Origin of the sequence: Bacillus infantis (assembly GCF_008180445.1) — a bacterium.
Taxonomy (GTDB): domain Bacteria; phylum Bacillota; class Bacilli; order Bacillales; family Cytobacillaceae; genus Bacillus_AB; species Bacillus_AB infantis_B.
Genome location: NZ_VTER01000004.1, coordinates 184,221 through 206,360, shown reverse-complemented (window position 1 = coordinate 206,360; position 22,140 = coordinate 184,221). Strand labels below are relative to the sequence as shown.

At 46.8% G+C, this 22,140-nt stretch carries 25 protein-coding genes; 24 read left to right on the top strand and 1 reads right to left on the bottom strand.

The window, feature by feature from the left end:
• Positions 1-109 precede the first annotated feature (109 nt).
• From folE to FZD51_RS08730, 23 genes are all read left to right on the top strand, one after another.
• The gene (gene folE / locus FZD51_RS08840; RefSeq protein ID WP_009794841.1) at positions 110-676 is read left to right on the top strand and encodes a GTP cyclohydrolase I FolE; all 567 of its coding nucleotides are present in this window, start codon (positions 110-112) and stop codon (positions 674-676) included.
• A 75-nt stretch (positions 677-751) separates the two neighbouring features.
• A complete protein-coding gene (gene mtrB / locus FZD51_RS08835; RefSeq protein ID WP_022544139.1) occupies positions 752-988 on the top strand; it encodes a trp RNA-binding attenuation protein MtrB in 237 nt (78 codons plus the stop codon).
• 252 nt (positions 989-1,240) lie between these two features.
• Positions 1,241-2,071 carry a heptaprenyl diphosphate synthase component 1 gene (locus tag FZD51_RS08830; protein ID WP_262380826.1) on the top strand — a complete coding sequence of 277 codons (831 nt, stop codon included), beginning with the start codon at positions 1,241-1,243 and terminating at the stop codon, positions 2,069-2,071.
• A gap of 5 nt (positions 2,072-2,076) precedes the next feature.
• A complete protein-coding gene (locus FZD51_RS08825) occupies positions 2,077-2,781 on the top strand; it encodes a demethylmenaquinone methyltransferase (RefSeq protein ID WP_148974439.1) in 705 nt (234 codons plus the stop codon).
• 128 nt (positions 2,782-2,909) lie between these two features.
• Positions 2,910-3,872, top strand: coding sequence for a heptaprenyl diphosphate synthase component II (gene hepT, locus FZD51_RS08820; protein WP_148974438.1), 963 nt, complete (start codon positions 2,910-2,912; stop codon positions 3,870-3,872).
• A gap of 92 nt (positions 3,873-3,964) precedes the next feature.
• Positions 3,965-4,411 carry a nucleoside-diphosphate kinase gene (ndk, locus tag FZD51_RS08815; RefSeq protein WP_094767149.1) on the top strand — a complete coding sequence of 149 codons (447 nt, stop codon included), beginning with the start codon at positions 3,965-3,967 and terminating at the stop codon, positions 4,409-4,411.
• Between the two features lie 145 nt (positions 4,412-4,556).
• A complete protein-coding gene (locus tag FZD51_RS08810) occupies positions 4,557-5,330 on the top strand; it encodes a CheR family methyltransferase (RefSeq protein WP_148974577.1) in 774 nt (257 codons plus the stop codon).
• Positions 5,331-5,590: 260 nt separating this feature from the next.
• A complete protein-coding gene (aroC, locus tag FZD51_RS08805; protein WP_148974437.1) occupies positions 5,591-6,763 on the top strand; it encodes a chorismate synthase in 1,173 nt (390 codons plus the stop codon).
• A complete protein-coding gene (gene aroB / locus FZD51_RS08800) occupies positions 6,763-7,854 on the top strand; it encodes a 3-dehydroquinate synthase (RefSeq protein WP_148974436.1) in 1,092 nt (363 codons plus the stop codon). Before aroC ends, aroB begins: the two co-directional genes overlap by 1 nt.
• Positions 7,851-8,216, top strand: a complete 366-nt coding sequence (gene aroH / locus FZD51_RS08795) for a chorismate mutase (RefSeq protein ID WP_148974435.1) — start codon at positions 7,851-7,853, stop codon at positions 8,214-8,216. The genes aroB and aroH overlap by 4 nt, the downstream gene beginning before the upstream one ends.
• Before the next feature lie 102 nt (positions 8,217-8,318).
• Positions 8,319-9,419 carry a histidinol-phosphate transaminase gene (gene hisC / locus FZD51_RS08790; protein ID WP_148974434.1) on the top strand — a complete coding sequence of 367 codons (1,101 nt, stop codon included), beginning with the start codon at positions 8,319-8,321 and terminating at the stop codon, positions 9,417-9,419.
• 68 nt (positions 9,420-9,487) lie between these two features.
• Positions 9,488-10,594: a prephenate dehydrogenase gene (locus FZD51_RS08785; protein ID WP_148974433.1), complete on the top strand. Its 1,107-nt coding sequence runs from the start codon at positions 9,488-9,490 to the stop codon at positions 10,592-10,594.
• A gap of 27 nt (positions 10,595-10,621) precedes the next feature.
• A complete protein-coding gene (gene aroA, locus FZD51_RS08780; RefSeq protein ID WP_148974432.1) occupies positions 10,622-11,911 on the top strand; it encodes a 3-phosphoshikimate 1-carboxyvinyltransferase in 1,290 nt (429 codons plus the stop codon).
• A 455-nt stretch (positions 11,912-12,366) separates the two neighbouring features.
• On the top strand, positions 12,367-13,266 hold the full coding sequence (locus tag FZD51_RS08775) for a hypothetical protein (protein WP_148974431.1): 900 nt from the start codon (positions 12,367-12,369) through the stop codon (positions 13,264-13,266).
• Between the two features lie 125 nt (positions 13,267-13,391).
• On the top strand, positions 13,392-14,657 hold the full coding sequence (locus FZD51_RS08770; protein WP_148974430.1) for a tetratricopeptide repeat protein: 1,266 nt from the start codon (positions 13,392-13,394) through the stop codon (positions 14,655-14,657).
• Positions 14,658-14,706: 49 nt separating this feature from the next.
• Positions 14,707-15,255: a ReoY family proteolytic degradation factor gene (locus tag FZD51_RS08765; RefSeq protein WP_148974576.1), complete on the top strand. Its 549-nt coding sequence runs from the start codon at positions 14,707-14,709 to the stop codon at positions 15,253-15,255.
• A 120-nt stretch (positions 15,256-15,375) separates the two neighbouring features.
• Positions 15,376-15,843, top strand: coding sequence for a YpiF family protein (locus tag FZD51_RS08760; RefSeq protein ID WP_148974429.1), 468 nt, complete (start codon positions 15,376-15,378; stop codon positions 15,841-15,843).
• A 147-nt stretch (positions 15,844-15,990) separates the two neighbouring features.
• A complete protein-coding gene (locus tag FZD51_RS08755; protein ID WP_022544136.1) occupies positions 15,991-16,497 on the top strand; it encodes a QcrA and Rieske domain-containing protein in 507 nt (168 codons plus the stop codon).
• Between the two features lie 3 nt (positions 16,498-16,500).
• Positions 16,501-17,175 (top strand): menaquinol-cytochrome c reductase cytochrome b subunit, encoded by a 675-nt coding sequence (gene qcrB / locus FZD51_RS08750; protein WP_009791280.1) that lies wholly within the window; start codon positions 16,501-16,503, stop codon positions 17,173-17,175.
• A gap of 44 nt (positions 17,176-17,219) precedes the next feature.
• A complete protein-coding gene (locus FZD51_RS08745; RefSeq protein ID WP_148974428.1) occupies positions 17,220-17,987 on the top strand; it encodes a menaquinol-cytochrome c reductase cytochrome b/c subunit in 768 nt (255 codons plus the stop codon).
• 250 nt (positions 17,988-18,237) lie between these two features.
• Positions 18,238-18,831, top strand: coding sequence for a lipoprotein heptaprenylglyceryl N-acetyltransferase LhaT (gene lhaT, locus FZD51_RS08740; RefSeq protein ID WP_148974427.1), 594 nt, complete (start codon positions 18,238-18,240; stop codon positions 18,829-18,831).
• 246 nt (positions 18,832-19,077) lie between these two features.
• Positions 19,078-19,881 carry a sporulation protein YpjB gene (ypjB, locus tag FZD51_RS08735; RefSeq protein ID WP_148974426.1) on the top strand — a complete coding sequence of 268 codons (804 nt, stop codon included), beginning with the start codon at positions 19,078-19,080 and terminating at the stop codon, positions 19,879-19,881.
• Positions 19,882-19,943: 62 nt separating this feature from the next.
• Positions 19,944-20,621 (top strand): zinc metallopeptidase, encoded by a 678-nt coding sequence (locus tag FZD51_RS08730; protein WP_148974425.1) that lies wholly within the window; start codon positions 19,944-19,946, stop codon positions 20,619-20,621.
• A gap of 68 nt (positions 20,622-20,689) precedes the next feature.
• On the opposite strand, the gene FZD51_RS08725 is transcribed toward FZD51_RS08730, so the two are convergent.
• A complete protein-coding gene (locus tag FZD51_RS08725; protein ID WP_148974424.1) occupies positions 20,690-21,562 on the bottom strand; it encodes a YitT family protein in 873 nt (290 codons plus the stop codon).
• Between the two features lie 234 nt (positions 21,563-21,796).
• Here FZD51_RS08725 and FZD51_RS08720 point away from each other — a divergent pair, with 234 nt between their 5' ends.
• On the top strand, positions 21,797-22,132 hold the full coding sequence (locus FZD51_RS08720; RefSeq protein WP_148974575.1) for a nucleotide pyrophosphohydrolase: 336 nt from the start codon (positions 21,797-21,799) through the stop codon (positions 22,130-22,132).
• Positions 22,133-22,140 lie beyond the last annotated feature (8 nt).

The following is a 22,140-nucleotide window of genomic DNA, read 5'->3' as shown; positions in this document are numbered from 1 at the left end:
CTGCACCGAGGTCACATGCCTCACACCTTGTATTTTGCCTGTTTGGAAATGGATGTGCTAATATGTAGGGGTAAAGGCACTAGAGAGATATGGTTTAGGAGGATGAATCATGGCAAATGTCAACCGCGCCCAGATCGAAGAAGCGGTGCGTTCTATATTAGAAGCAATCGGAGAAGACCCTAACCGCGAAGGCCTGCTCGATACACCAAAGCGAGTGGCCAAGATGTATGAAGAGGTTTTTATGGGGATCGGACAGGATCCTGAAGAGTATTTTGAAACTATTTTTGGAGAAGAGCATGAGGAGCTTGTTCTTGTAAAGGACATCCCATTCTACAGCATGTGTGAGCACCATCTGGTACCTTTCTTTGGGAAGGCCCATGTTGCCTATATCCCCAGGAATGGAAGAGTGACGGGGCTCAGCAAGCTTGCAAGGGCCGTCGAGGCCGTGGCAAAAAGACCGCAGCTGCAGGAGCGGATTACCTCCACTGTAGCGAATGCTATCATGAAAAAATTGGAGCCCCACGGTGTTATGGTCATCGTAGAGGCTGAGCATATGTGCATGACGATGAGAGGCGTTAAAAAGCCTGGTTCCAAAACTGTCACTTCTGCTGTAAGAGGTGTGTTGGCAGAGGATGCCAGGGCCAGGGCTGAAGTTCTTTCATTAATTAAAGATTAATTTGCATCCCGGAGGCTGAAAGTGCTGCTTTTAGCCTTTTATCTTGGCCGATGGCGGCTTGAAGGAGTGAAGGATATGGAAACGAGGAATAATCCGGCAGGAGACTATGTGGTAATTAAAGCAAAAGAAGACGGCGTGAATGTGATCGGGCTGACCAGAGGCTCAGACACACGCTTTCATCATTCTGAAAAACTTGATAAAGGGGAAGTCATGATCGCTCAATTCACTGAGCATACTTCCGCAATAAAAATCAGGGGCAATGCCTCCATCATGACATGCTATGGAGAAGTTGAAAGCGAAGCGAAAAAATAGGGGGAGAACATCCGAAATTTCCAGGGAGCTCTTTAAGCCTGGCATTTTTGCTTCCGACGGAACATAAGTTTCAATATAATCTGCCACGGCAACCCCTTTTATGGTATAATTGTCTCTGTTTCATTGTGGACAATATTAAAATGGCCCCTAATGGCGAATGCTATATGGGTAGCGCCCAGACCAGCACCGCCTTATATAAAACGAATGCACGAGCATCATAGGAAATACATAAATGACCTTCGGGGAACAAGGGTGATCAGATTGCAGGATATTAAAATAAATATGGAATATGTCCGGAAGCAGATTGAGGGAAAGGTTCTCCACCCCTACCTGCTTAAATATATTGATGAGCCGGTTATCGATCAGGATAAGCTGCTCCTTCTTGTCTCCATGCTTAATGAAGCTGAATTGACTCAGAAGCAGAAGAATGATTACTCAGTGACAGCCATGCTTATACAAGTCGCCCTTGATACCCATGAACAGGTCAGCAATACACAAATTGCCGGCGAAATGCAAAAAAACAGGCAGCTTACGGTCCTCGCCGGCATTTACTACAGCAGCTTATATTATAAGATTCTCTCGGAATCAAAGGATATTGGAATGATCCGGCTGCTGTCGGACGGCATCAAAGAAGTGAACGAGCATAAAATCTCTGTCTACCAGCATGAAACGGAAAATGTCGAAGGACTGATGGAAAGCGTCAGGCTGATAGAGTCCTCACTGTTCTCAAAAATTGCAGAACGCTTTAACAAACCGGCATGGACCGAGCTGTCATCCCACCTTCTGCTGATGAAGAGGCTCATGGAAGAAAGGGGACGCTATCTGGATCACGGAACATCGTTTCTGTTTGAACGACTTAAACGCCTTGTATTCCCTAAAAAGGAACAAGAGCTTGCCGACCTGTCTGCTGAGCAGAAAAGATATCTTCTTCTGATAACAAACCGCTATATCGATTATTCTAAAGATATGATTGATAAAGGCATGAAAGCTGTCCCTTTCCTTAATAGCCTGCTGGAGGAGCGGATCCATTCCATTCTTGACCAGCATCAACCCATGACAAAATCAATAGCAGAAGAAGGGTGACCTTTATGGAACAACAATCCAAAGCAGAGCGCGTACACGGCGTATTCGAGAAGATATACGGAAACTATGACCAGATGAATTCTGTCATCAGCTTCCAGCAGCATAAGAGATGGCGCAGGGATACCATGAAAAAGATGAATGTCCAGAAAGGGCAGAAAGCTCTGGATCTCTGCTGCGGGACTGCAGACTGGACTATTGCGCTCGCAGAAGCCGTCGGTACTGAAGGTGAAGTCAAAGGGCTGGATTTCAGCAAGAATATGCTGAAGATCGGCGAGGAAAAGGTCAAAAGCAGGAATTTGTCCCAGGTGGAGCTCATTCACGGCAATGCGATGGAGCTGCCGTTTGAAGATAATTCTTTTGATTATGTCACCATTGGCTTTGGCCTGAGGAATGTCCCGGATTATATGCAGGTTCTGAAGGAAATGAACAGGGTCCTTAAGCCGGGCGGGATGGCAGTATGCCTGGAAACCTCCCAGCCGACCATGTTCGGCTACAAGCAGCTCTATTATGCTTATTTCCGCTACATCATGCCGCTGTTCGGAAGGGTGTTTGCGAAAAGCTATAAAGAATATTCCTGGCTCCAGGAGTCGGCAAGAGATTTTCCAGGCATGAAGGAGCTTGCTGTGATGTTTGAGGGAGCAGGCTTCAGTAATGTTTCCTTCAAGCCGTACAGCGGTGGAGTTGCTGCTGTCCATACAGGCTTGAAGTAAGTTCTGCATCTGTTTGCAGCCGGAGAAAGATGGGGCTTTCCGGGACTGGCAGGCCCCAAGAAAATAAGTACTTGTTGCTCGTCGATTTAACAGGCTTGCAAACATGATTAAAGCTGGGTGGATACAAGATGAAATTAAAGATGATGTATTCATTTTTAGATTCTGACATTAATATTATTGAACAGTCATTAGAGGAGACCGTGCAGGCAGAGTCTCCTTTATTGCGAAATGCATCCATGCATCTGCTGCAGGCAGGAGGAAAAAGAATCCGTCCTGTTTTTGTTTTGCTGTCTGCGAAATTCGGTTCCTATGATATCAGCGAGATAAAAAAAGTGGCTGTAGCACTGGAACTGATCCATATGGCATCCCTGGTGCATGATGATGTGATTGATGATGCAGAGCTGCGCAGGGGCAAACCCACCATCAAAGCGAAATGGGATAACCGGACGGCTATGTATACAGGCGACTATATATTTGCCAAGTCCCTCGAAGTGATGACGGAAATCGAGCGGCCGGAAGCCCATGAAATCCTGGCAAAGACCATTGTGGAAGTTTGTGTGGGGGAAATTGAGCAGATCAAGGACAAATACCGTTTTGACCAGAACCTCAGGGACTACCTTTTGAGGATCAAAAGAAAGACGGCGCTGCTGATTGCGGCAAGCTGCCAGCTTGGGGCGGTTGCTGCCGGAGTTGATGAAAGCATCCACAAGAAGCTGTACAAATTCGGCTACTATGTTGGGATGTCCTTTCAGATTACCGATGATATCCTTGATTTTACGGGCACAGAGAAGGAACTTGGAAAGCCTGCAGGGGGAGACCTGCTCCAGGGGAATATTACGCTGCCTGTCCTTTTTGCCATGGAGAATGAGGAAATCCGCAGGGAAATCGTTAAAGTGGATGAAACGATGGATAGAAAAGAAATTGAAAAAGTGATTTCCCTGATTAAAAATTCAGGCGCAATTGAGCGTTCCTTTGCTGTCAGCAACCAATATTTATCCAAGGCGCTTGCAGTCCTTGATACCCTTCCGCAAAACAGGGCCAAAAAATCGCTCCGGGATATTGCTAAATTTATTGGCAAGAGAAAGTTTTAAGCGGTTGCAGAATTGTCGAAAAAATGATACTATTCTCCATGGATGTCTCTATTATAGAGCTGTTCATACATAAGATTTTAGGAGTGGAGACAATGGAGAAAACATTTTTAATGGTCAAGCCTGACGGCGTCCAGCGCAACCTTGTCGGTGAAATTGTCAGCCGTTTTGAGAAAAAAGGCTTTCAGCTTGCCGGCGGTAAATTGATGGTAATTTCAAAGGAACTGGCTGAGCAGCATTATGGAGAGCACAAAGAGCGCCCATTTTTTGGTGAACTTGTTGATTTCATTACTTCCGGACCGGTATTTGCAATGGTTTGGGAAGGGGAAAATGTTATTGCGACAGCCCGCCAGATGATGGGATCCACAAATCCTAAGGATGCTGCCCCAGGGACAATCCGCGGAGATTTTGCTGTAACTGTAGGCAAGAATATCATTCACGGCTCAGACTCTCCTGAGAGTGCAGAACGTGAAATCGGCCTTTTCTTCAACGAATCCGAGCTTGCCGGCTATTCCAAACTGATTAATGACTGGGTTAACTAATCCATTAAAGACACTTGCCTGCAAGTGTCTTTTTTTGTAACCGCATACACATTTTTTGGCGAAATATAACAAAAAAACCGCTCTCCTTTCTCTTTTTTCAGCTATACTAGTTTTAAATAAGCAATAGAGGAGAACAGAAATGGAAATGCCGGGGGAATATCAGGAGTTCATCAGACAGATTAAAACAAAAACAGGAATCGATCTTTCACTTTATAAAGAGGCGCAGATGAAAAGGCGCCTTATCTCTCTTTACGAAAAAAAGGGGTACCATTCTTTTTCGGATTTCTACCAGGGGTTAAGCAGGAATAAAGAATTGCTGGATGAGTTCCTTGATCGCATGACCATTAATGTATCTGAGTTTTACAGAAATGCGAAAAGGTGGGACATACTTGAAACTCAGCTGCTGCCTGCTATGTCTGCCGGGGGAGGCAGGCTGAAGGTATGGAGCGCAGCCTGCTCCACAGGAGAGGAGCCTTATACGATTGCCATGATTCTGGCAAAATTCATGCCTCTCTCTCAAATCCAGGTGCTTGCTACAGATATTGACGAAAAAGTGCTGGCAAGAGCTCAGGCAGGCATTTACCAGGAGAGATCTTTGAATGAGATGCCTCTTGAGATGAAAAAGAAGTACTTTACACAAGAAGGAAGCCTTTACAAAATATCTGACGAGATAAAAAAAACTGTTGTCTTTAAAAAACAGAATCTGCTGTCTGATCCCTTCGGAGGGCCGTATGATTTAATCGTATGCCGGAATGTCCTTATTTATTTTACAGAAGAAGCAAAGGATGGGCTCTACCACAAGTTCAGCGGAGCCTTGAAGCCCGGAGGACTGTTCTTTGTAGGCAGTACAGAGCAGATTTTTAATCCTGGCCTGTATGGCCTGGCCACGGAGGATACTTTTTTTTACAGGAAAAAATAGCGGGAAGTAAAACTGTGAAGCTGTCTTCATGGTTTTTTTCTATTATAAGAAGGATTGCTTATCGCACTTGTTTTTGTAGTGCCGCTTTAGGCATGCTAAAATGGCATCATCGGCAAAACGGGAGGGGGAGCTTGCCGGGAGAGGCTGAATGAGCTTTTTTCGCCAGCTGTCTGAAAAATTCTTAATTTTTGCTATGCTAATGATAGTGCGTGTGATATATTGGTACATAATCCTTTAATGAGTTGAAGGGGGAAAGAGTTTTGAGATACTTAACAGCAGGTGAATCACACGGTCCTCAGCTGACCGTTATTATTGAAGGGCTGCCGGCAGGAATGCCGCTGCTCGAAGAAGATATCAATGCCGAACTGGCCAGGAGGCAGAAAGGCCATGGCCGCGGAAGGCGGATGCAGATTGAAAAGGATACCGTGCAAATTGCCGGGGGAATCCGCCACGGCTACACTTTAGGATCACCGGTAGCACTTGAAGTAGAAAATAACGACTGGAAGCACTGGACAAAAGTTATGGGCCAGGAGCCGGTCTCGCCTGAAGAAGAAAGCGAAATAAAGAGGAAAATCTCACGGCCGCGCCCAGGGCATGCTGATCTGAACGGTGCCATCAAGTACGGGCACCGCGACATGCGCAATGTATTGGAGCGTTCCTCTGCCAGGGAAACGACTGTCAGGGTAGCAGCAGGAGCTGCAGCTAAGAAGCTGCTTAGCCTGCTGGGAATAGAAGTTGCCTCACATGTAGTTGAAATCGGCGGAATCCAATCAGCCGCCGCTTCATATGAAAGCTTGGCTGAAGTAAAAGAAAGAACAGAAAGCTCTCCAGTCCGCTGCCTTGATCCGGAAGCAGAGCCAAGGATGATGCAGGCCATCGACGATGCAAAGGCCAATGGCGATTCTATCGGAGGGATTGTTGAGGTTATTGTGGAAGGAATGCCTGCCGGCGTTGGATCATATGTCCATTATGACAGGAAGCTGGATGCAAAGCTTGCTGCTGCCATCGTAAGCATCAATGCATTCAAAGGAGTCGAATTCGGGCTGGGCTTTGAAGCAGCGCGCAAGCCTGGAAGCGAGGTCCATGACGAAATAGTATGGAATAGTGAAGATGGCTATACAAGGAAAACCAATCGCCTTGGAGGATTTGAAGGCGGTATGACTACAGGGATGCCGATTGTAGTAAGAGGTGTAATGAAGCCGATTCCTACCCTGTATAAGCCGCTCCAGAGCGTAGATATCGAAACAAAAGAGCCATTCACTGCAAGCATTGAACGCTCTGACAGCTGCGCTGTCCCTGCTGCTGCCGTTGTGGCAGAAAATGTCGTTGCCTGGGAACTGGCCTCGGCTATATGCGGCCAGTTTTATGCAGACAGAATGGATGTTCTGATTGATAGTGTAAATGCACAGCGGAAATATGCGAGGGAATTTTAATGGAGACCATCACCATTAAAACCCCTTCAAAAGAATATCCGGTCCTGATCGGCGCCGGTGCTGTGAGAGAACTGGGCGGCTTGCTTAGAGAGAAGCTTCCCGGCCTGACCAGCCTGCTGATTATAACGGATGAGACAGTAGCATCCCTGCATCTTGACAGGGTGAAAGAAGCCCTTGCTGAATTTAATCCTTCTATACATATTGTTCCAAGCGGGGAAAAAGCAAAAACGTTTGACGTCTATTATGCAGCTTTGACTTTTGCTCTTGAAAAGAAACTTGATAGGAAATCGGCTGTCATCGCCCTGGGGGGAGGAGCAGTAGGAGATCTCGCCGGATTTGCTGCCGCTACCTTCATGAGGGGCATCCCATTCATCCAGGTTCCGACAACCATACTTGCCCATGACAGCGCAGTGGGAGGCAAGGTAGGCATCAACCATCCTGAAGGCAAAAATATGATAGGTGCATTCCATCAGCCTGAAGCTGTTGTCTATGACCTGGGTTTTTTAAAGTCGCTGCCCGATAAGGAGATAAGGTCAGGGTTCGGCGAAGCAGTCAAGCACGCACTCATTAAGGACCATTCTTTTTACAGCTGGCTGCTGGATAATATCCACTCGCTTAAGGATATGAAAGATGAGGAATGGCTGTTCATTCTTTCGAAAGGCATACAGGTGAAAAATGCTTTTGTTTCCGAGGATGAAAAGGAAGCAGGGGTCAGGGCCTTCTTGAATTTTGGCCACACACTCGGACATGCGATTGAAGCGGAGTCCGGATATGGAAAAATGACACATGGCGAAGCGGTGGTCATCGGGATGCTGTATGCCCTGGAATTAAGCATCGAAAAATGCGGGCTCGATTTCGATATCGAACAATTCCGGGACTGGCTGATGGGCCTGGGCTATTCCATTTCAATGCAAGAAGGACTTCTTCCTGCAGAACTTCTGTCCAGGATGAAGCAGGATAAAAAGGCAATCGGGCAAGCCGTGAACTTTGTTCTTCTTGATAGTATCGGCCATCCGGTTCTCTCAGAAATCCCTGACGGGGAGCTTCTGAAAGCGCTGGAGATGTTTGCCGTTAAGGGGGCTGAAAAATGATCAGAGGTGTCAGGGGAGCAATTACAGTGCAATCAAACACAGAAAAAGAGATTGCAGCAGCAGCAGAATGGCTGTTAAAGAAAATGATAGATGAAAACAGCATAGCCCCGGAAGAGGTTGCTTCTGTATTCATTTCCGCGACTGATGATATTGACCAGGGTTTCCCTGCCAAAGCAATGCGGACGCTTGATGGCTGGAAGCATGTACCTGTAATGTGCATGCGTGAAATGTCCGTGCAGGACGCTCTGCCGCTTTGCATCCGGGTTATGATCCATTTAAATACAGAAAAGAGCCAGCAGGAGATCAGCCATGTTTATCTTGGGGGAGCGGTTGTCCTCAGGCCTGATTTGGAAAAGAAATGATTCTGCCTCTCACCAGACAGGCGCGCTTATGATAAAATAAAAGCAGTTCTTTATTACTTTAATTAGGTAGCGAAAAGAAGAGTTGGAGGGGCGGTTTATACTATGAAGTGGAAAAAACAATTGCTGGATTTAACACCATACCAGCCAGGCAAATCTATTGAAGATGTAAAAAAGCAATATGGGCTTGAAAAGATTGTGAAGCTTGCATCAAATGAGAATCCTTTCGGATGCTCGGAAGAAGCAGCAAAAGCCCTTCAAAAAAGCTCGGGCATTTTGGCAAAATATCCAGATGGATATGCTGGCGAACTGAGAAGCATATTGGCTTCCCATCTTGGAACTGAACCTGGACAGCTTATATTCGGCAATGGTTCGGATGAAGTGATCCAGATCATTTCGCGCGCCCTGCTGGGGCCTGGCAGGAATACAATCATGGCTGCACCGACATTCCCCCAGTACAAGCACAATGCAGTGATTGAAGGTGCTGAAGTGAAGGAGATTCCCCTGCTTGACGGTGCCCATGATCTGGAGGCGATGCTTGAAGCCATTGATGAACATACATCTGTTGTATGGCTCTGCAGCCCGAATAATCCGACCGGGATCTATATTAATGAGAGCAGGCTTGTTTCATTCCTTGAAAAGGTGCCGGAAGACATACTTGTGGTACTCGACGAGGCCTATTGCGAGTATGCAGTCGCTGATGATTACTACCATGCAGTGAGCCTGCTGGAGAAGTTCAGCAATCTGATTGTGCTCAGGACCTTCTCAAAAATCTACGGTCTTGCCAGTCTCAGGATCGGGTATGGCATCGCCGGGGAGGACGTTATCAGGGCACTGGAGCCTGCGAGGGAGCCGTTCAATGTGAATACTTTTGCCCAGATGGCTGCTGCGGAAGCGGTTAAGGATCAGAAATATGTTGAAGAATGCCGGAACAGGAACAGAGAAGGGCTGGAACAATTCTACTCATTCTGCGACCGGGCCGGCCTTAGTTATTATCCGTCCCAGGGCAATTTCATCCTGATTGATTTTAAGCGCGATGCTAATGAAGTTTTTCAATATCTGCTGGAAAAAGGCTATATCGTACGGTCTGGCGCAGGTCTTGGCTGCCCGCAGTCCATAAGGGTCACGATTGGCTCAAAAGAGCAGAATGAAGAAATTATGGAACTGATCGGCCAATTTTTGGAGGAAACAGCGCCGGCCCTATAAGGACCAGCATCCAAGTGGGGTCAGTCCGGATAAGCAAAAGAGCAGCACGGCAAAGGCGGTGATTTTTTATGAAAGGCCGCGTATTCATTATCGGCCTCGGGCTGATAGGCGGTTCACTGGCTCTCGGCATAAAGCGGCAGCATAAAGAAGCATCCATAGCCGGTTTTGATATTAATGCGGAGCAATGCAGGCTCGCAAGGATGCTGGGAGTGATTGATGAGGCTGAGGACAGCATTGAAGAAGGAGCGGCAAAGGCGGACTTGATCCTGCTGGCCGCGCCTGTGAAGGTAACTGCCGATATACTTGCCAGACTGGGCAGAATGCAGCTGAAAAAAGGCGTCATTATTTCTGATGCCGGAAGTACAAAGGCGGAAGTCGTCAATAGTGCTGCAGGCCTTAAAGAAAAGGGAATCATATTCATCGGAGGCCATCCTATGGCAGGCTCGCATAAAAGCGGTGTGATCGCAGCGAAGGAAATTTTATTCGAAAACGCATTCTATCTGCTTACGCCAGAGCCCCATGTTAAGGAAAAGGACATTATGATGCTAAAAGAATGGCTTGCAGGGACAAAAGCAAAATTCATCCAGGTGTCACCGGAAGAGCATGATTATCTGACAGGCATCATCAGCCATTTCCCCCATATCATAGCGGCCTCGCTCGTTCACCAGGCTGAAAAGGAAAGCCGCTCCCATGAGCTGGTTCCCCGGCTTGCTGCAGGGGGATTCCGTGATATTACAAGGATCGCCTCAAGCAGCCCCGAAATGTGGAGAGATATCCTTCTTGCTAACAAGGAAGTGCTCCTGAAGCTTCTGGGAAGCTGGCAGGCGGAAATGGAGCGGGTGGCAGTGATGCTGGAGAATCAAAGTTCTGAGGATATCCAGCAGTATTTTGCGGGCGCCAAGCAATTCAGGGATGACCTGCCTCAGAAGCAGAAGGGTGCCATTCCTGCGTTCTATGATTTATTCGTTGATGTTCCCGACTATCCCGGGGTCATTTCTGAAATCACCGGCTATCTGGCCAAAGCGGAGATCAGCATAACCAATATCAGGATCCTTGAAACAAGGGAAGAAATATACGGCGTGCTTGTGATCAGTTTTCAGACGGAAGAGGACAGGGACCGGGCGGCAGCGTGCATTCATCATTATACCGCCTATGAAACCTCAGCCGGGCCATAATATGCTATCGAAGAAAGGTGATGAAGAATGGAATCAGTTATCTTGAAAACAAATACAGGCAGCCTCCGGGGCGGGATTGATATTCCGGGAGATAAATCTGTTTCCCACCGCTCCATCATGTTTGGAGCTATCGCAGAAGGCAGGACAGAAGTAACCAACTTCCTGATGGGGGAAGATTGCTTAAGCACTGTATCATGCTTCCGCAAGCTTGGTGTTTCGATCACAAACGAGGGAGACAAAATGATCATTGATGGAAGGGGCTTTGAAGGGCTGAAGGAGCCTAGTGAAGTTCTGGATGTCGGGAACTCCGGCACTACAATAAGGCTTTTGCTGGGCATTCTGGCAGGTCTCCCGTTCCATGCCGTTTTGGCGGGCGACGAGTCAATTGCCAAGAGGCCGATGACACGTGTTTCTGTTCCCTTATCAGAAATGGGTGCACAAATAAGAGGAAGAAAAGGCGGGGAATTTACCCCTCTTTCCATCCAGGGAGGCGAGGTTAAGGGCATCAGGTATGAACTGCCGGTTGCCAGCGCCCAGGTGAAATCTTCCCTTTTGTTTGCCGGTCTTCAGGCAAGCGGGGAAACCGTCCTTATTGAACCTGCAAAGACGCGCGATCATACTGAGAGGATGATCCGCCAATTCGGCGGAGAGATTGTGTCAGAGGGGACAGAAGTCCGTTTGCAGGGCGGGCAGAAGCTGAAAGCAGCAAAGGTTCATGTTCCCGGGGATATTTCTTCTGCAGCCTTTTTCCTGTCTGCCGGTGCGATCATTCCCGGCAGTGAAATAGTCCTCCGAAATGTCGGACTGAATCCGACAAGGACAGGCATCCTGGAAGTTCTTCAGCGTATGGGAGCTGACATGGCCATCCTTCCGTACAATAATGACAGTGCAGAACCTGCAGGAGATATAACCATCCGATTCTCGCAATTAAAGGGAACGGCCATTGAAGGAGATATCATTCCAAGACTGATCGACGAAATTCCGATTATTGCGCTTCTGGCAACCCAGGCGGAAGGGCAGACGGTCATTAAAGATGCTGAAGAATTGAAGGTCAAGGAAACCAATCGCATAGATACAGTCGTCAACGAGCTGAAAAAGCTTGGAGCGGATATTGAAGCAACAGCTGACGGGATGGTCATCAATGGACGGACTCCGCTGAAAGGCGGGAATGTTTCAAGCCATGGCGACCACAGGATCGGCATGATGCTCGCCATCGGGGCTGCCATCTGCACCGGGGAAGTATCCCTCTCTGGCGCTGAAGCCATTTCAGTTTCCTATCCGGCATTTTTTGACCATCTGGAGTCACTGATCGGCTAAGGACAGAGAGTTTAATAATGCGGGCCCGGGATAACCGGGCTTTTTTTGCGTGATTTGGGAAATAGCGGGCTGTGGCAGTTGCCGGGACAGGTTAGTATCGAGAGTAGGAAGGTTTTTATTGGTAAGGTTTGATAATTCAATGCATGAGCGGAAGTATTAGAGGTGATTCATGCCTAGAATAGAAGCTAATCAATGCATGAGCGGGTGAGTCAGGGCTTAGCCATGCATCAAATAGAGGTTAATCAATGCATACCAAAGCGCTTTTGAGAGAATCAATATTCTGTTATTAAACAGAATATTGCTCCTTATTGCTGTAATCCTGGACCGATTTCCCGCAATCTTTCCAGCCTGTCAAAATTCCCTTCTCCCCACACCCTCCGAGGCTCAAAAACTTTCAAACATAAATCTAAGATTATTTCATAGCTTGTCATAAGACCATTTAAGAGGGTGGTAATATGGCATATATTATTGAGAATGCCAATATTCTCAAGCAGAAAACACTTCAGGCGGCTTCACTGCTGGTGGAAAGCGGGAAAATAACTGGCATCAGGGACTCTTTCCCCCGCTATTCGTTCATGAAAATGAATGCAGAAGATTATATCATGGCGCCTGCTCAGGTCATGTATGATCCTGCCCCCCCGTTAGACAGGCCCTTTTCAGAGCAGAAAAGCTATTTTATTCACGAAATGCTTATGAAGGGGATGACTTCTTTTTTAACTTTTGCAGAAGTGCGGCAGGAATCCCGGCTGTTTTCCCGAATAAAAACCGTAAAGTCAAGTTTGATCAGCTCTCCAGCCGATTATGTGATAGCTGTCAAAGTTCCTGCCAGGCTCTTGTCGCCTTCTTTGATCAGGAAATGCCGGACAGAAAAAATACCGGCCGTCTTTGTGGAAGCAGGAAGCAAAGAAGAGCTGTCGGGAGTTCCCTGGGGATGGATAAGGGAAGCTGTTTTTCCATACAATTGCCCGCTTGTGCCTATTTTCAAAACGGCGGATGAAAAAGAAAAGAAAGCGCTTCAGCATTTCTGGAAGCAGCTGATGCTGAAAGAAAAGCTGGCACACATCGGGGAAGAACTGCAGGAAAGAGAGCCGGTCGCCAGAGAGCACCTGGCCATGATGGGCATCTGGCCCCATAAAGGAGACATCAGGCAAGGAGGGGAAGCAAGCTATAATTTATATGCTAAGGATGGCGGAGACAGAAACATTGAAGAATCGGAGCTCTTTCATTATTATAATCATAGACTTGCCATAACGGCCCACAAAGGAACGATCATCAGGGCAGGCGGATATTTCAGATTCTGTCCGGGCTATGGAGAGCGTGTTATAATAAAGATTCCGGCTTTTTTTACAGTATAACGGACTGGGTCAGCCTGTCAGCCGGGCTGCAGGATTATGATTACAAGCTGGATCGGCCGCGGTTAGAACCCAGCCCGTTTTTAAATGATATCTGCAACCATCTTTAGTCATGAAAGGATATTACAATGGACAAAGTTAATAAAATCATATCGCTATTAGAAAATGGACAGCATGAAGAAGCACTGAGGGACTATGCACAGATCCTGGACAAGGGTTCACATGAGGAGAGATTTGTGCTGGGGGAGGAATTGTTCCAGCTGGGATTGCTTGAGGAATCAAAGGCTTTGATTGAAAGGCTGCTCGAATCTTATCCGGATGAAGGCGAACTGCTTGTCCTACTGGCTGAGCTTCATATTGATCTGGCCAATGAAGTGGAAGCGATGCTGGTCCTCGAGAGGATTTCAGAGAAGGATCCAAGCTACCCGCAGGCACTGCTCCTTTTAGCGGATCTGTACCAGATGGAAGGCTTGTATGAGGTGAGCGAGCAGAAGCTTTTAAAAGCTAAGTCCATTCTGGACGAAGAGGTCATCATCGATTTTGCCCTTGGTGAATTATATTTGGAGCAAGGGAAATTTATAGAAGCAATCAAGTCTTATGAAAAGGTTCTTGAAACGAGCCGGGAAATCGCCGGAACAAATGTGAATCAGAGGATGGCCGAGGCACTCAGTGCCGGCGGGGCATTTGAGGAAGCGATCCCGTTCTATGAAAAGGCACTCGAAGCGCGTCTTGAGATCAATACCCTTTTCAGCTACGCATTCACTGCCCTGCAGGCTGGGATCAACAGGACTGCTATTGAAAAGTTCAAAGAAGTGAAGGAGCTTGATCCTGAATACCATTCCCTATATCTGCACCTCGCACGCGCCTATGAGCGTGAAGAAGAGCTCGAAAACAGCTTTGAGGCTGTCCAGGAAGGAATCAAGCATGATGAGTTCAATAAGGATCTATTTTTCTATGGCGGAAGACTTGCTTTAAAGCTTGCACGCGAAAACGAGGCAGAGGACATGCTGCGTATGGCACTTGTCCTGGATCCTGAGTTCACCGAGGCGGCTTTGACACTGAACAAGCTTTTCATCAAGCAGGAACGGTACCGTGATGTCCTTGACATTGTGGACACGATGGAAGCGCAGGAGGAAGAAGAGCCCCAATTCCTTTGGGATGCGGCTTCTGCCCTTCAGGAGCTAGAAGAATATTCCCTGGCATTAAACAAATACCAGCAAGCATATACTTATTTTAAAGAACAGTCAGACTTTCTGTCAGACTATGGATATTTTCTGATGGAGGAAGGAAAATGGGCAGAGGCTGCCGAAATTTTTAAGAAACTGCTTGAGCAGGATCCGAGCAACGAAGAATATCTCGATATCGTCCAGAGGCTCAGCGGCGATCTGATGTAAGAAAAGGCACTAACAAAAATTCAGTTGCAAGCAGAGGAGGGAACAAATGGTGGCGACCCCTGTATCTGTCAGCGAGAAAAAAGATTTTATCCGCTGGTTCTTAAACCATTATCAATTGAAACGGCGCGAATGCGTTTGGATTTTAAATTATTTGATGAGTCATGACCAGCTTATGGAACGGGTGCATTTTGTGGAGCAAGCACAATATTGCCCAAGAGGCCTCGTGATGTCAACTCATTGCGTTGACGAAGTTCCTTTCCGTTTTTACAAAGAGAATGTCATGACAACTGATGCCGAGAAATCATTCCATGATATCAGGCTGAACAGGGACGAAGATATCTTCATTCAGCTCAATTTTCATGCCTCCAACAAAGCCCATCAGTATGCGGCTGTACTTGAGGAAAATCCTTTTATGCCGAAGACCCTTCAGGTAAGCGAGAAGGACCGGCTGATCGCAGAACGCTTCCTTTCCGAAAGCCTGGCTAAATTCCAAAGGGAAAAATTGATGAGGATGATTGATGAATCACTGGACAAAGGCGATAAAGAAACATTCAAACAGCTCACTGAAAAGCTGAAAATGATTATGGTGAAAGCATAAATAGAATAGCTGGACTGGTGAAGGGGCATCCGGGCGGATGCCCCTTCAGCATTGCTTTCGGCAGCAGCAGGAAGTTATGGTAAAATAATGAGGCAAGCTATACGATTTGGAGTGGTGATAATGAAGTGGATTCCGCAGGATATTGAAATGTATTTAAAATCAAAAGAATATGTCGACACAGCTGTCATCCCCCTTTTGCCCGTCACATTCACAGGGGATATGAAGCAGGCTGCCTCGATGGCCGAATTTGTCACATTGCTTTCTTATCAGATGGAAAGGCAGTTCAAAGGAAGGCTTTTGATGCTGCCGGGCTTTTCCTACCTTAAATCTGACACAGCCCTTGATGAGCATCTCGAAGAGCTGAAGAAATGGGAGTCCGCTATCCTGGAAAGCGGCTTCAGGCATGTGTTCTATCTGACCTCGGACAGCGGGTGGAAACTGGCTGAAGGGAAGCTTGGGGGATCTCTGCTCTGGCTGCCATCCCTGCCGTTGGAGCATATGGACGAAACATACAGAAACTCTGTTTTGGAGGACCAGGTCAAGCAGCTGCTGAATTTATTTGTACAAAAATGGCAGGCTGGTGAATAATTCCTGAAAAACCGCTGTGAACAGCCGGTTTGCCTACAGATTTTATTGACCTTGCCTAAAGATTGATATATCATTGTTATGTCCTAGTTTTATATTGTGTTGAATTTTGTCCGTTGGACTTGATTTCATGATAGAGGGGGGAAATGTATGAGCAAACATCGTGTTTCAAGACGTCAATTCCTGAACTATACACTTACTGGTGTAGGCGGTTTCATGGCGGCCGGCATGCTGATGCCGATGGTCCGTTTTGCCGTGGATCCTATACTGAAAGCCAGCGAGGGAGGAGACTTCATTCCGACACCGCAAAAAGTAAGCGAAATCACTGCTGAACCTACTCGGGTCGACTTTAAATTCGAGCAGCAGGATGCCTGGTATACTTCAGAGGTATCGAACACCGCGTGGGTTTATAAGGATGAAAACGGGGAGATCGTTGCCTTATCTCCTATCTGTAAGCATTTAGGCTGCGTTGTTGACTGGAACAAAGACAAGGCAAATCCAGACCACTTCTACTGCCCATGTCATGGCGGGCTTTATACGAAGGATGGAACAAACGTGCCTGGAACACCTCCTGCTGCACCGCTGGACGTGTATCCTACAAAAGAAAAAGATGGTTTCCTATTATTAGGAAAAGCAGAACCGCGAAAGGGGGCGTAATAAGTGTTAAACAAAATTTATGACTGGGTCGACGAGCGTTTGGATATTACGCCTTTGTGGCGGGATATTGCAGACCATGAAGTACCTGAGCACGTAAACCCTGCCCATCACTTTTCGGCTTTCGTTTACTGCTTTGGCGGATTGACCTTCTTCATCACAGTGATCCAGATTTTATCCGGTATGTTCCTTACAATGTATTATGTGCCGGATATTAAGAATGCCTGGGAATCTGTCTATTATCTGCAAAATCAGGTTGCTTTCGGGCAGATTGTCCGCGGTATGCACCACTGGGGTGCGAGCCTGGTCATCGTAATGATGTTCCTACATACGTTACGTGTTTTCTTCCAAGGGGCATACAAGAAGCCTCGCGAGCTGAACTGGGTTGTCGGAGTGCTTATTTTCTTCGTTATGCTGGCGCTCGGCCTGACAGGCTATCTTCTTCCTTGGGATATGAAAGCGTTATTTGCTACAAAAGTTACCATTCAAATTGTTGAATCAACACCGTTGATCGGTCAGCAGCTGAAAGCGCTGATGGCTGGAAGCACTGACATAGTCGGAGCCCAGACGATCACACGATTCTTTGCGATCCATGTATTCTTCCTGCCTGGAGCTCTCCTTGGACTGATGGGTGCCCACTTCCTGATGATCCGTAAGCAGGGTATTTCTGGACCGTTGTAAAATTCAACTTCAATACTGCTAACTGAAAAGGAGGGGAATGCTCAATGCATCGTGGAAAAGGTATGAAGTTTGTAGGCGACTCCCGTGTCCCTGTAAACCGTAAACCGAATATTCCGAAAGACTACTCGGAGTACCCTGGCAAAACGGAAGCATTCTGGCCCAACTTCCTATTGAAGGAATGGATGGTCGGCGCCGTTTTCCTGATCGGATATCTATGTTTGACCATCGCTCACCCGTCTCCGCTTGAAAAAATAGCAGATCCGAGCGATACAGCATATATTCCGCTTCCAGACTGGTATTTCTTGTTCTTATACCAACTATTAAAGTACACATATGCTTCAGGCCCATATAACGTCATCGGGGCGTTTATCATTCCCGGACTGGCTTTCGGTGCGCTGATGCTTGCTCCATTCATCGACCGCGGCCCTGAAAGGCGCCCATCTAAGCGCCCTCTCGCAACTGGTTTCATGCTGCTTGCGATTGCCGGCATCTTCTATCTTACTTGGGAATCTGTAGCCAACCACGACTGGGAAGCTGCAGAGCAGCAAGGTAAGATCGTTGCTGAAGCGGAGATTGATAAAGAAGCAGAAGGCTATAAAATTTATGAAGCGCAAGGCTGCATCAGCTGCCATGGCGGTGAATTGGCAGGAGGAGCTGGTGCTCCGGCCCTGATCGATACAGGACTTTCTCCTGAAGAAGTAGCGAAAATCGCCAAAGAAGGTGTGGGAGCTATGCCTCCTGGTATCTTCAAAGGCACTGATGAAGAGCTTCAAAAGCTTTCTGAATTCATTTCAAGTATTGAAAGTAAATAAAAGAACAGAAGCCGGCGTATTGCCGGCTTCTTTTTCTTTTATTTGGCAATATTAAACAGCCATTTAGAAACAATAGTCTTTGTCTATTATCCTGCTGTTAAGGGGAAAATACATCTGCAGGCACACTAATCTGGCGAATCGCGATCATGGCCAGTCTAAGCCAGCTGAAGCACGTTATAGCGGAAAGTTCCCCCTTTATTTTCCTCTGTGATAAAATATAGCCATAATGATAGAGAGAAGAGGGTATGGTATGAAGTGGATTTATCCTATTTTGGGGAACCGCTCGGTATTATGGCTGCTCCTTGTGGTCAATATTGCCGGAACGGTGTATGGGTATTACTGGTACGGGTGGCAGCTGAAGGATACGCCTCCGCACTTTTTGGCGTTTGTTCCTGATAGTCCGACGGCCAGCCTGTTTTTTTGTTTTGTCCTTGCTGCCTTCCTGATGCGAAGGAACTGGCCCCTTTTAGAGGCTCTGGCGGCCGTGACGCTTTTTAAATACGGTGTCTGGGCAGTCGTTATGAATCTGCTTGTTTATAAAGTGACAGGCGAACTTGATCCTATTGCGTTGATGCTGATCGGATCCCATGCCGCTATGGCAGTCCAGGGGATCTTATATTCACCCTTTTACAGGATCAAGTGGATTCATTTAATTATTGCTGCTGTATGGACACTCCATAATGATGTAATCGACTATGTATTCTTCATGCTCCCACGCTATCTTGTGCTGAACTTATATACACCGGAGATTGGCTATTTTACTTTTTGGCTGAGTATATTCTCCCTATTCCTTGTGTACTGGTTCTCTATCAGGCCCGGCCGCACAAAGCTGTCGATTGAGTAGGCTTCCTTATTGGGGGCCTTTTTTCATGGGCTTTGTTAGTGTTTCATGCTGATTTAAGTTCTTGGGTGTTAAACTCAGTCTCATACCCCCTTTCAACTGTGATGAATATCCGGCTGAATGGCGAACAATCTGCAGCAATGTTTAAACAAAGTCATCTCTAAAATTGATCCCTGCCGAGCGAACTTTTGGTCTAACCTTGTCCAACCTCTCATACATTTTTAATAGTAATTGCAGGGGGGGACAATATTGAAAGCAAAAATTGCTGTATCCATGTTTTTGATCTATCTTTTAATGCCTTTTTCCATATATGCATATGCAGAGCAGCCTTCCTCTTCGATGGACAAACTTGATCTGCTCTCTGATGAAGCTCTTCAGATGGTCAAAATACAAAAGTATGAAGAGGCAAAAAAGATTCTGGATTATTTTTCGGATCAGTTTCTTTCCGGGAATGTACAGGCAAGGCCGTTCAATATGGATGAGCTGAGAATCGTTTCCAATGCGCATGATGAAGCAGTGGAAGCAGCGGCGAGCATCGATATGAACCATAAAGAGCGGATGAACAGGGTAACAAGATTCAGGCTGGTTATAGATGCAATCACCTCCAGCAGGCAGCCTTTGTGGACGGAAATGGAGGATCCGATCATGGATGTGTTCGGGGGGATGAAGGAGGCTGCCCATGCAGGCGACAGTGAGGCCTTCCATTCAAGCCTGAATTCCTTTTTGACCTTATACAGCGTCATTTACCCTGCCCTTAAAGTGGACCTCAAGGCAGACAGGCTTCAGCAGCTGGATACCAGGGTCAATTTCATAGACCATTACAGGCCTCAGGTGGTGAGCCAGACCTCGAGCCAGCAGGAATTGGATGCCCTCGAGGCAGATTTATCTTCGCTTTTTGATGAAATGACTGACGATGAGGCCGATCCTTCGCTTTGGTGGGTCATTATTTCTACAGGAAGCATCATCATCCTTACATTATCTTATGTCGGCTGGAGAAAATATAAGGGAGACCAGGACAAAGAGAAGAGCAGAAAAAGAGAGCTGAAAAATTGACACCATTCACCAGAAAAAATACAATAGATTAAATTACAGCAAAGATGAATGGGAGGAATAACATGGATTTCCTGATATACTTTGCGATCATCATCCTCGTGCCGATTTGGGCGCAGTTCAAGGTAAAAGGCACCTATAACAAATATTCAAGGGTACCAGCCTCTTCACATATGAGAGGTGCCGAGGTTGCCAGAAGGATCCTGGATTCCAACGGATTGCATAATGTAAATGTTGAGGAAACGAGGGGACATCTGACAGACCATTATGATCCCCGTTCAAAAACGGTAAGGCTGTCCTCGCAGAATTTCCATGGCCATTCCGTCGCTGCAGCAGCAATAGCTGCCCATGAGGTCGGCCATGCCATGCAGGACCAGCAGGATTATGCATTCCTCCGGGTCCGCCATTCGCTGGTGCCGATCGCGAGCATTGGTTCTAATTTTTCCTGGGTGCTGATCATGGTAGGGATTTTTGCTGAGCTGAGCGGCCTTCTCCTTTTGGGAATCATTTTCATGGCCGTGGCCGTCCTCTTCCAGGTGGTTACCCTCCCGGTCGAGTTCAATGCTTCTAACAGAGCAATGGATCAGGTCGTCTCACTTGGTGTTATCCGCAATGATGAGGAAAGGGAAACGAAGAAAGTCCTCAACGCTGCTGCCCTGACCTATGTAGCTGCCGCAGCTGTTGCGGTTCTGGAGCTATTGCGCCTGATCATGATCTTCACAGGCATGCAGAGGCAGGATTAAGAAATGAAGAAACCAGCCATTCCGGCTGGTTTCTTTATTTCTTATTATGAACAAGCGCCATTTGCTTTCTATTGCTCAATCGGCTTCTTATTTTCATCCAGGGTGAATCCTTCGCCGAGCACATCGTGAACGACGCTTACTGTGACAAAGGCATGCGGATCGACGGAGGTGATGACGCTTTTCAGCCGCACGATTTCATTTTTGCCGACTACGCAGTAAAGGACTTCCCGATCCTGTTTGGTGAAGGAGCCGTGCCCCTTCAGTACCGTCACCCCACGGTCCATTTCCTTCAAAATCCTGCCGGCGATGGCTTCGTTCTGGTCGGAAATGATCATGGCACCTCTTGCGGCGTAGGCGCCTTCCTGCATAAAATCGATCACCCGGGCACCTACGAACACGGCAACAAGTGTGTACATGGCTTCCTGGTACGTCAGATAGAAAATGAGCGATAATGTAATGACGCAGGCATCGAAAAGGAACATTGTTTTTCCCATGCTCCAGCCGATATATTTATGGGCCAGCCTTGCTATGATATCGACTCCGCCGGTTGTTCCGCCGAAACGGAAAATGATTCCAAGGCCAATGCCGATGAAAACACCGGCAAAAAGAGCCGCAAGAGTAAGGTCTTCCTTCAGCGGCATGTCAATCTGATAGCGCTGAAAAATCCACAGAAACAGGGAAACACTGAAGGTGCCGATCATGGTGTAATAAAAGGAATTCCTGCCGAGCAATTTCCAGCCTATAAAGAATAATGGTATATTTAACAATAAGTTCGTATAGGAGGGATCCCATTTAAATAGGAAAAAAAGGAGCAGGGTGATGCCGGTGAAACCGCCTTCGGCCAAGTTATTCTGCATATTGAAATGAACAATTCCAAAAGAAAAGATTGCTGAACCGAGCAGGATGAACAATATATTCTTGATTTTTAATCCGTTTTGCACGTTTTTTCCCTCTTTTCCTGTTTTTATCACCATAAGATTATATAAAATAAAAGAAGACAGAGCAATAATGAGCCGGACAGAACAGCAGCTGCCGGGCGGTTAAAAATATTTGTAAAAAGCTGTTCCATTAGGCTAACATGATAGAGAAAAAGCATCCATTCTCTATAAGATAAGCCTAATTTGCTGCTTTATGCAAAAGGCTCAGGAAGGCGGAAGTTGAGGTGGCTAATCCAGATGGAATCCAATCATAAAACGATGAAAGACCTCCAGGCTGAGGTTGATCAATACATAAGCCAATTTAAAGAAGGATATTTCAGCCCTCTTGCCATGCTGGCACGGATGACGGAAGAGCTGGGTGAACTCTCCAGGGAAGTGAATCACCATTACGGGGAAAAGCCGAAGAAAGCGACGGAAGAAGACAATACCATTGAAAATGAGCTTGGGGATATGCTTTTTGTGCTTATCTGCTTTGCCAATTCACTGAATATTGATCTGCAGGAAGCCCATGACAGGGTAATGAATAAATTTAATACGCGGGATAAAGACCGCTGGACAAGAATTGAAGAGTAGGAGAGATT

Coding starts and splice junctions, on each gene's coding strand:
- folE (WP_009794841.1), top strand. CDS start 110: ATGGCAAATGTCAACCGCGCCCAGATCGAAGAAGCGGTGCGTTCTATA.
- mtrB (WP_022544139.1), top strand. CDS start 752: ATGGAAACGAGGAATAATCCGGCAGGAGACTATGTGGTAATTAAAGCA.
- FZD51_RS08825 (WP_148974439.1), top strand. CDS start 2,077: ATGGAACAACAATCCAAAGCAGAGCGCGTACACGGCGTATTCGAGAAG.
- hepT (WP_148974438.1), top strand. CDS start 2,910: ATGAAATTAAAGATGATGTATTCATTTTTAGATTCTGACATTAATATT.
- ndk (WP_094767149.1), top strand. CDS start 3,965: ATGGAGAAAACATTTTTAATGGTCAAGCCTGACGGCGTCCAGCGCAAC.
- FZD51_RS08810 (WP_148974577.1), top strand. CDS start 4,557: ATGCCGGGGGAATATCAGGAGTTCATCAGACAGATTAAAACAAAAACA.
- aroB (WP_148974436.1), top strand. CDS start 6,763: ATGGAGACCATCACCATTAAAACCCCTTCAAAAGAATATCCGGTCCTG.
- aroH (WP_148974435.1), top strand. CDS start 7,851: ATGATCAGAGGTGTCAGGGGAGCAATTACAGTGCAATCAAACACAGAA.
- hisC (WP_148974434.1), top strand. CDS start 8,319: ATGAAGTGGAAAAAACAATTGCTGGATTTAACACCATACCAGCCAGGC.
- FZD51_RS08785 (WP_148974433.1), top strand. CDS start 9,488: ATGAAAGGCCGCGTATTCATTATCGGCCTCGGGCTGATAGGCGGTTCA.
- aroA (WP_148974432.1), top strand. CDS start 10,622: ATGGAATCAGTTATCTTGAAAACAAATACAGGCAGCCTCCGGGGCGGG.
- FZD51_RS08775 (WP_148974431.1), top strand. CDS start 12,367: ATGGCATATATTATTGAGAATGCCAATATTCTCAAGCAGAAAACACTT.
- FZD51_RS08770 (WP_148974430.1), top strand. CDS start 13,392: ATGGACAAAGTTAATAAAATCATATCGCTATTAGAAAATGGACAGCAT.
- FZD51_RS08760 (WP_148974429.1), top strand. CDS start 15,376: ATGAAGTGGATTCCGCAGGATATTGAAATGTATTTAAAATCAAAAGAA.
- FZD51_RS08755 (WP_022544136.1), top strand. CDS start 15,991: ATGAGCAAACATCGTGTTTCAAGACGTCAATTCCTGAACTATACACTT.
- FZD51_RS08745 (WP_148974428.1), top strand. CDS start 17,220: ATGCATCGTGGAAAAGGTATGAAGTTTGTAGGCGACTCCCGTGTCCCT.
- lhaT (WP_148974427.1), top strand. CDS start 18,238: ATGAAGTGGATTTATCCTATTTTGGGGAACCGCTCGGTATTATGGCTG.
- FZD51_RS08730 (WP_148974425.1), top strand. CDS start 19,944: ATGGATTTCCTGATATACTTTGCGATCATCATCCTCGTGCCGATTTGG.
- FZD51_RS08720 (WP_148974575.1), top strand. CDS start 21,797: ATGGAATCCAATCATAAAACGATGAAAGACCTCCAGGCTGAGGTTGAT.